Source organism: Methanofastidiosum sp. (assembly GCA_020854815.1).
Classification (GTDB): Archaea; Methanobacteriota_B; Thermococci; order Methanofastidiosales; family Methanofastidiosaceae; genus Methanofastidiosum.
In genome coordinates, this window is record JAHKLW010000050.1 from 1 (window position 1) to 8358 (window position 8358).

Below are 8358 nucleotides of genomic sequence, written 5' to 3' on the forward strand. Positions count from 1 at the left end.
AACATCTTTATCAGATATCAATTCAGATATCCTATCCTTCTTAGAATCTGATATATCCATGATATCTAAATATTAAAGTAGATATATAAATATTTCTTGTGATAGGCAGTATTCATCGATCTTCTTAGAATCCGAGTTTTAATATTTATCCTAATTTTATTTTTAATCTTTTTCTTCTTTTCTTATTTTAATCGTTAATTTTTTAAAATCCTATTAAAACGAGTTATTGGAAGTGATAAATTTGAAAAAATATCTTGCTATTTTATTGATTCTGGCATTTCTACTTCCTGGCTGTATAGGTCAGGGTGCCGATCAAAGACCAGAGAAAGTTTCTACTCTGGTAAAAGAAGCTTCTGTGCTGGTCCAAGAGAAAGGCGAAGATGCATTCCCACAGATAAGGGAAAAAGGGAAGTTCTATACAGATGACACATATGTCTTTGTCTGGAAGGTCGAAGGGGAGAAGATTACTAGGGTAGTTTTCCCGCCGGATTTGTCCCAAGAAGGCACAGATGTCTCTGACTATAAGGACGACAACAATGTTTCCATTACGAACATGTTTGTGACTATAGCAAACAGCGAAAAAGGTGAGGGATGGTCTGGGCAATACCTTAAGACAAATCCAGCGGACAAAAAAATTGAGAAGAAAGTTACATACATTAAGAAAGTTGTTTACAACGACACAACATACATAATAGGTGCAGGATACTATATTAATTAATTTTTTATTAAATATTTTCCCACCCCTAATGTAAAAACTAAATCTTACAAAATTCTCTATATGCGCACATATATGGTACTATTAGTATATCGCAATATGCCATAAATACCATTTTTAATATACCCAAATATCTTAAATTCATACTATTGAAAATTAACACACTCTTTTATCAATCATAGTTAGATAAATCTATAAATACCGATATAATCATATAATTCTTGCTAGGAGATACTATGGAAGAATGGGATTACATTGAAGTTGAAGGAGAAAAGATGGAAGGCTATTGTATGTATCGCCATAGTTCCGAAAAAGTTCATATTTTTTATAGGATGAATGATGACTTGACCACAATTGAAGAAGAGATAATAGAAGAAAATAAGGATCACATACCAAAAACAAAGAGGCCTTTGTGGTGCTTTCTTTCAAATTTCAGAAGAGTTCCAAAGAGCAGATGTTATACTTCACACTGCCCGTTTTTGGCATACTGTGAAGCTGATTAGGGGATATATGCCTCTCATCAGGATAAATATCGGTAAAAGATTTATATTAGAGTTCATAATACTTTTTATGAACCCCAGGATAATTGAGTTAATACCAAATAAAAAACTCACTAAATTTTGTAAAGAGAATCATATCAAAAAAATGTCTCTTTTTGGATCTGCTCTGACTGATAGTTTTAATTCTGAGAGCGATATCGATCTATTGGTGGAATTTGAAGAAGGACTAACCCCCGGTATTTTTAAAATATTAAAAATGGAAGAAGAAATATCTTCTCTTCTTGAAGGGCGTAAAGTTGATTTGAGAACCCCAAACGATATTAGTAGATATTTTAGAGATCAAGTCATAGAAAGCTCAGAGGTTCTTTATGCACGATCCTAACCCTGATGTTTTAAGGATTAAACATATGCTTGACATAGCTAAAGAAATAATTGATTTTTCTGAAAATAAAACGAGAGATGATTTAAATCTGGATAGAAAATTAACTTTATCCTTGATACATCTTTTAGAAATATTTGGAGAAGCAGCAAAGGGCATTTCTTTCGAATTTCAATCTAGCTATCCAAATATTCCTTGGAAATTTATAATTGGAATGCGAAATCGTCTTATCCATGGGTATTACGATATAGACCTTGATGTGATATGGAGCACTGTGACTGAAGATATTCCCCCCTCTTGAAGGAAAAATTAAAATAATAGTAGAAAAATTGACAATAAGAACTAGAGTAATATAGGAGAATTTGTGATCACATGTCAGAAAACATTGCTAAAGATATAGAATCCTTGGTAAGGGAAGCTGCATTCTTTGTTGAGGCTCAAGGTGAAGACGCCTTTCCTATGTTTCGAACAGAAGGCAGGTTCTTATACGATGATATTTACGTTTTTGTCTGGATAGTCAAAGGTAAAAGGATTATAAGGCTTGTATTTCCCCCAGACAATATGGGCGAGGATATTGAAATCACAGACATGACAGATGCAAGGGACACAAATATAACAGAGATGATAATGAAGATTGCAAATAGCAGTAAGGGTGAGGGGTGGTCTGAACCTTATTTATGGAAGAGGCCAGTAGAAAATATAGAATCAGAGAAGATTTCATTTATTAAGAGCGTTATTCACAAGGGAAGGCATTATGTCGTTGGGGCAGGGTATTACTTGGAGAGTGTTTGAGAAAATTTTATATCGCTTTTAATATAATTCTGGGTATACAGACCTTCTGTTGGTAATATGCCAGAACATAATGAAATAAATCTAAAAAATCTCGAAGAAACAAAGAAGAGTATATCGGACATTTTTGATTCTCTTTATTATCAATCTAATGTTAAGTGCTCAAACCTCAACATAGACCATTATTTTATTGAGTACTACTCTCCAAGAAACAGGGATGAATCACAGGATACATTCAGCATCAATATCATTAATTTCAAAAAAGGTAATTCATTTGCGGTAAGAGAATTCACGAAAATAGTCAACTCTATTATTTCAATCGAAAGTATACAGGCAAAATATGTGATCCCCATACCTTCTTCTACAAAAGATAAGGTATCACAACCCTTGAAAGAATTATGCGTGAGCGTGGCAAAAAATAATAACATGGAATACCTAGAAGCGCTGAAGAGAATCATTTCAGTTAAATCTTCTCATTTATCCCCTGGGGACAGGCCAACATACCAGGATCATTTTGATTCACTCAAATGTGTCAATCTTTTCAGTTCAGATAGAGTATTACTATTGGACGATGTATACACCCAAGGGAATACAGCCCAAGCATCTATCGACAGGCTTATCCAAAACAAAGTGGGTGAGGTATACCTCATCACACTTGGTAAAACTCTAGGCTATAATGATATTGCCATAAAAAAGTATCAAATCAGCCAGAATTATGATAAGAGCTACGGGATTCCCAAAGATATCAAAGGCGTAATATTTGATCTCGATGGAACTCTTGTTGACTCTTCCATGATTAAACATCTTAGTGACGGCCACAAATGGAAAGAGGCTAGGGAAAATATTTACCAGATTAGGGAATATGGGGAGGTATCAAATACTCTAATTGAGCTAAAAAAGAGATATAAGATTGGGCTGGTGACATCAAGCCCGGAGGGGTATGCCTTAAGCATAGTAAAAATCTTCGGCTTTAGTTTTGACGCATACGTCTTTTATCATGATACCCAAAATCATAAGCCACATCCTGAGCCTTTAATTGAATGTGCAAGAAGACTGTGCTTGAAACCAGAGGATTGTGTTGCGATAGGAGATGAAGTTATAGACATCCATGCAGCCAGGAGGGCCGGGATGAAAGATGCCGCAGCAATCTGGGGCAGTCTTGAAAAGAATAAAATACTAGAATCCAAACCTTCCTTAATTTATGAATCCCCCGAGGATATCATTGATAAGCGTCAAGACTAACCTGTTTATTGTGTTTTTTTAGGATAGGATTTCCCATAATCTTGATAAAATTATTTTTATGAAACTCCTCATCAAGGAAATAAATTCTGGTGCGTTGACCATCAAAAGGCTTTATTTTATACTTACTCAACCATTCTTCACTTATCTGCCGATTGATATATCTCGAAAGCACCTGATGGGCATTAGTTGTGCTGTATGTGAAGATCGGCTTGTTCAATCTAAGCGCCCAGGAAACAGCATACCATGTCCCACTTATATCCCCTGCTTCAACAATAAAGATGCCAGAGGACAAAGCTGCCTGCAACCTGTCCCTATCTACGAGACATTTTGCGAATTCAAATTTCTGTTGTGGGTAGAAATCAGGCGGATTTTCTGAGATTAGTGCGCCTTCATTTTCAAGAATTTCTTTTGCGAGGTACTCGTTTTCTTTCGGGTATATGCGATTTACTCCTGGCCCAAGGATTGCCACAGTCTTCAATCCATATTTTAGAGCACATTTATGGCCAATAGTATCAGATCCCCTGGCAAGGCCACTTATCACAATCCAATTCTCGCCAATTAAGTAATCCTGAAAAAACTTTTCAGTTAGATGATAAGAATTCTCACTAACATCACGAGATCCTATAACAGCTATACCTTTCCTATTATCATCTAATTCCCTTAGCAAATTATGATTCCCTCTGACATAAATATTTTCAGGGGCGCTATGCTCCAAAGAATTAAGTTGGGAAGGATAATCTTTTTCAGATATGCTGTAATGTTCTTTTACAGATGTCATTTATTCAGCTAGTCCGCTTTAAGTATTAAAGTTTTCTCTTAGATCAAACTTTCATTGAACTCAATTCTATTAGTAACTTGCCAAAGCTGGATTCTTTCTTTTAAAATCAAATCTTTTTACAACCTTTAACAATTCAAATACAATTAGGTATAATCCTGCAGACAAGAGGATATACCCCCAGTCTAATATAGTTATACCTCCAAAAGATAATAGATTACTAATCAAAGGGACATATATAGCTGTGAATACTAAGCCCATTGAAGCCACTATCGAACCTAACAATAATTTATTAGAAAAGAAATTCCTATTAAAAATAGAAATGTGCCAATATCTTCTTTCTAATATGTTAACAAACTGACAATAAACAATGATACAGTAACTAATTGTACTTGCTTTAAAGTAGAAAATACTATCAAGATTTTCCATTGTTAGTATAACTCCTTCTCTGTTCATAAATAAAAAGAAATTCATAAAAGCTAGGGCCCCTATCAAGATCCCTAAGAATATAACTTCCATGCCAGACCTTTTATGGAATATATGCTCATTGGGGTTTCTGGGGGGTTTAGTCATAATCTCTGGATCGGGAGGGTCAAAAGTAAGAAAGGCCAGAGGCATTATCTCGCCAAGAAGATCTATTGCAAGTATTTGCACCGCAAGTATTGGTATTGGATAATCCCAAAGAGCCGCTGCCAAAAGTCCAAGTAGGACCAATACTAATTCACCACCGTTTGTGGTCATGGTTGCGAAAATAGTTTTTCTTAAATTATTGTAAATTGTCCGGCCTCCCTTCACCGCATCGACTAGTGTAGCAAAGTTATCATCAAGTAACACAACATCTGATGCTTCTTTAGTAACATCTGTTCCTTTTAGCCCCATTGCAACTCCTATGTGGGCACTCTTTAGTGCTGGGGCATCATTTACCCCGTCTCCAGTAACTGCAACAATTTCGCCTTGTGCTTCCAATATTTTTACAACTCTAACTTTATCTTCTGGGTCTACCCTTGAAAAAATGATTGACTCCTTTTCTTTAATAAACTCAACTAATTTATCATCAGTTAGTTCTTTCAATTCCTTTCCAGTTATAACGGGGGTCTTATCTTCTTCGGAAAGCCCTATCTCTTTCCCTATCGCTTCAGCGGTCAGTGCATGGTCGCCAGTTAAAATAAAAATTTTTATATGGGCTTTTTTTGCATCCAAAACAGCTTGTCTGACGCCGTCCTTTGGAGGATCCATCATCGCGATAAGGCCCAAGAAAATGACATCCTTTTCAGATTCTTCCGCTAAATATTTTTCTTTCTGTTCTAATGGTTTGTAGGCTATGGCCAGAACCCTCATTGAATTTTCGGCATAAAGAGCATTTACTTTCTTTATATTTGAAATGTCATCATCTTTTAATGGTGTTTTCTTGCCATCTAGATAGAGGTACTTACTTATCCCTAGGATGCTACCAACTGACCCTTTAACATATAGAAAATGGCCCGATTCTTCTTTTCTTATTGATCCCATTCTTTTTCTTTCTGAAGTAAAGGAGAACTCTTGTATTTCGGGAAATGCTTTATTGTCCTCATTACAATCAATACCTATCTTAGCGGCCGCAGTAATGAGTGCAGCTTCAGTTGGATCGCCAATAGGATACCATTCGTTATGCTCTTTGTCAGGTGGGTGTATTTGTGCATTAGATGCCACAGATGCAGCCCTTAGAATCTTTTTTATATCCTCAATTTTCTCTTTCGCAATAGATTTGCCTTCACTATCAAAAATTTCCCCTTCAGGTTCGTATCCAATCCCAGATATCTTATATTCCTCGTCGTTTAGCCATATTGATCTTACCGTCATTTCATTTTTTGTTAGTGTTCCAGTCTTGTCAGTGCATATGATTGTTGTTGAACCGAGTGTTTCTACAGAAGGCAAAGATTTTACAACAGCCTTTCTATTCGCAAGATAGTTGCTGCCGTTTGTCAATGCCACTGTTACTTGGGCAGGCAAGGCCTGTGGCACAACTGACATTGCAACGCCTAGTGCGTATACCAAACTCATATACAATGAAAATTCCTGTAACAAGCCCAAAGCAAAAAGGCCAATAGCAATTATGATTGCAATAATAGTTAATTCTCGTGCAAGTAGGCGAAGTTCTTTTTGGAGAGGAGTTTCAACCTCAATAGATTCTTCAGTCAAACTCGCAATTTTCCCAGTCTCAGTCTTCATCCCTGTTCTAACTACGACCCCTATCGCGTTTCCTGATGCTACAGTCGTACCGGTATAAGCCATATTATTTCTGTCGCCAATTACCACTTCCTCTAGAATAATCTCATTATTTTTTCTTTGAGGAAGAGATTCTCCTGTCAGCGTAAACTCGTTCGTTTTGAAATCATAGCATTGAATTATTCTTATGTCGGCCGGGACTTTGTCTCCTTCTTCTAATTTAATAATGTCGCCAGGCACAAGTTCAATCTGAGGAACTTCAACCAAAACACCATCCCGGATAACTTTTGCACTGGATTTGACAAGGCCCTTCAATTTTTCAATAATTTTATTTGCTTTATATTCCTGAATAAATCCTATTATTGCATTTACAATAACTATAATGAAGATTATTATTCCATTTTTGTAGCTTCCAATTAAAATAGAGATTAGGGCTCCAACAATTAATATTATTACGAACAATTCTCTGAATTGGGATAAAAGTAATAGCCATAAAGGAATTTTAATCTTTGCTTCCAGTTCATTGTTTCCATACTGAGCTAAACGTTTCTTAACTTCTTTTGAAGTTAAACCATCTTCTTGGGAAGTGGACAATTCAGAAAATATTTCTTCAGCAGTTTTATGATAATAGTCATTATTAGGCATTTTTTCAGCTAATAAAACTTAGATAATTTATTATTTAAATTTAACTTATTCAAGATTTTGCCACATATTTTGAAGATTCTCTAGTACTTAGAAAAAACTAAATTATGAAGCCCTGGTTATGCCCAGAGTTTTAGAGTTTATTTTAGGGCCAAACGCCTTAGTCGAGTTAGGCGAAATCCGTAAAAGTTAAATAGTGTTAAAATGTTAAATTAACAAAGGATAGTAGTGATTACCATGGGAAAATATCTAAAAACATTATTAATTATATTTGTATTGGTGTTTGCCACAGTTTCAGCAGTTATGGGGACAAAAGTTCTTTCTGAAGAAAGGATAACAACAGACGGATCAGACCACTATGCTCCAGCAATATACGGCGACATAGTGGTCTGGCAGGACTACAGAATTTTAAATAATGCGGACATCTGGGGATACAACCTAAATACAAAGCAGGAGTTCCAGATAACTCCATACGAAAAGGATCAAGAGGATCCAGCAATATACGGCGACATAGTGGTCTGGAGGGACAATAGAAATGGCAACTGGGATATCTACGGCCGCAACATAAGAACTATGGAGGCGGATTTCCAGATAACTTCAGAATCAGCTAATCAAATTAATCCAGCAATATACGGCGACATCGTCGTCTGGCTAAACGAAACTGACCACAACATCTATGGCTACAACCTGAAGACAAAGGAAGGGTTCCAGATAACAACAGACGGATCAAACCAAACTGTTCCAGCAATATACGGCGACATAGTGGTCTGGCAGAATTATGAAGAAGACAAGAATGTGGATATCTGGGGATACAACCTAAATACAAAGCAGGAGTTCCAGATAACTCCATACAAAGATTCCCAAGAGGAGTATCCAGCAATATACTGTGACCGCGTAGTCTGGCAAGATAGTAGACACGACAACAAAGAAATCTATCTTGCATACCTTGACGTAGTTTGTGAAACAGAAACGCCAAAAAAGTCATTTCCAATGAACTGGATCATGAAGAAGTTTGGACTTGGCAAATTCAAAGAATAAATTTTTTTTCTTTTAACTATTTTTTATATTTCAACTCTTGGTTAGGAAATATCAAACATTCCCAACTTCTATT

The 8358-nt window shown here is 36.0% G+C and carries 9 protein-coding genes; 7 read left to right on the plus strand and 2 right to left on the minus strand.

The features are described 5' to 3' along the window. Nucleotides 1-241 precede the first annotated feature (241 nt). From KO464_06715 to KO464_06740, 6 genes are all read left to right on the plus strand, one after another. Nucleotides 242-718, plus strand: coding sequence for a cache domain-containing protein (locus KO464_06715; GenBank protein MCC7573064.1), 477 nt, complete (start codon nt 242-244; stop codon nt 716-718). A 233-nt stretch (nt 719-951) separates the two neighbouring features. Then, nucleotides 952-1218 (plus strand): hypothetical protein, encoded by a 267-nt coding sequence (locus KO464_06720; protein ID MCC7573065.1) that lies wholly within the window; start codon nt 952-954, stop codon nt 1216-1218. Nucleotides 1219-1285: 67 nt separating this feature from the next. Beyond that, on the plus strand, nt 1286-1597 hold the full coding sequence (locus tag KO464_06725) for a nucleotidyltransferase domain-containing protein (protein MCC7573066.1): 312 nt from the start codon (nt 1286-1288) through the stop codon (nt 1595-1597). A 25-nt stretch (nt 1598-1622) separates the two neighbouring features. Further along, on the plus strand, nt 1623-1895 hold the full coding sequence (locus KO464_06730; GenBank protein ID MCC7573067.1) for a DUF86 domain-containing protein: 273 nt from the start codon (nt 1623-1625) through the stop codon (nt 1893-1895). Nucleotides 1896-1966: 71 nt separating this feature from the next. After that, a complete protein-coding gene (locus KO464_06735) occupies nt 1967-2386 on the plus strand; it encodes a hypothetical protein (protein MCC7573068.1) in 420 nt (139 codons plus the stop codon). 57 nt (nt 2387-2443) lie between these two features. Further along, nucleotides 2444-3625 carry an HAD-IA family hydrolase gene (locus KO464_06740; protein ID MCC7573069.1) on the plus strand — a complete coding sequence of 394 codons (1182 nt, stop codon included), beginning with the start codon at nt 2444-2446 and terminating at the stop codon, nt 3623-3625. Here KO464_06740 and KO464_06745 read toward each other — a convergent pair. Together KO464_06745 and KO464_06750 are read right to left on the minus strand one after the other, a co-directional pair. Then, nucleotides 3603-4403: a DNA-protecting protein DprA gene (locus tag KO464_06745; protein ID MCC7573070.1), complete on the minus strand. Its 801-nt coding sequence runs from the start codon at nt 4401-4403 to the stop codon at nt 3603-3605. The two genes, KO464_06740 and KO464_06745, sit on opposite strands and share 23 nt — an antisense overlap. A gap of 69 nt (nt 4404-4472) precedes the next feature. Next, nucleotides 4473-7250 (minus strand): cation-transporting P-type ATPase, encoded by a 2778-nt coding sequence (locus tag KO464_06750; GenBank protein ID MCC7573071.1) that lies wholly within the window; start codon nt 7248-7250, stop codon nt 4473-4475. A gap of 234 nt (nt 7251-7484) precedes the next feature. Between KO464_06750 and KO464_06755 the strand changes: the two genes are divergently transcribed. Beyond that, entirely contained in the window at nt 7485-8285 is an 801-nt protein-coding gene (locus KO464_06755) for a hypothetical protein (GenBank protein ID MCC7573072.1), read from the plus strand. The last annotated feature ends 73 nt before the right edge of the window (nt 8286-8358 follow it).

What these genes read in the sequence shown, in the direction of transcription:
- KO464_06725 (MCC7573066.1), top strand. Translation starts at nt 1,286, where the DNA reads ATGAACCCCAGGATAATTGAGTTAATACCAAATAAAAAACTCACTAAA.
- KO464_06740 (MCC7573069.1), top strand. Translation starts at nt 2,444, where the DNA reads ATGCCAGAACATAATGAAATAAATCTAAAAAATCTCGAAGAAACAAAG.
- KO464_06745 (MCC7573070.1), bottom strand. Translation starts at nt 4,403, where the DNA reads ATGACATCTGTAAAAGAACATTACAGCATATCTGAAAAAGATTATCCT.
- KO464_06720 (MCC7573065.1), top strand. Translation starts at nt 952, where the DNA reads ATGGAAGAATGGGATTACATTGAAGTTGAAGGAGAAAAGATGGAAGGC.
- KO464_06730 (MCC7573067.1), top strand. Translation starts at nt 1,623, where the DNA reads ATGCTTGACATAGCTAAAGAAATAATTGATTTTTCTGAAAATAAAACG.
- KO464_06735 (MCC7573068.1), top strand. Translation starts at nt 1,967, where the DNA reads ATGTCAGAAAACATTGCTAAAGATATAGAATCCTTGGTAAGGGAAGCT.
- KO464_06750 (MCC7573071.1), bottom strand. Translation starts at nt 7,250, where the DNA reads ATGCCTAATAATGACTATTATCATAAAACTGCTGAAGAAATATTTTCT.
- KO464_06755 (MCC7573072.1), top strand. Translation starts at nt 7,485, where the DNA reads ATGGGAAAATATCTAAAAACATTATTAATTATATTTGTATTGGTGTTT.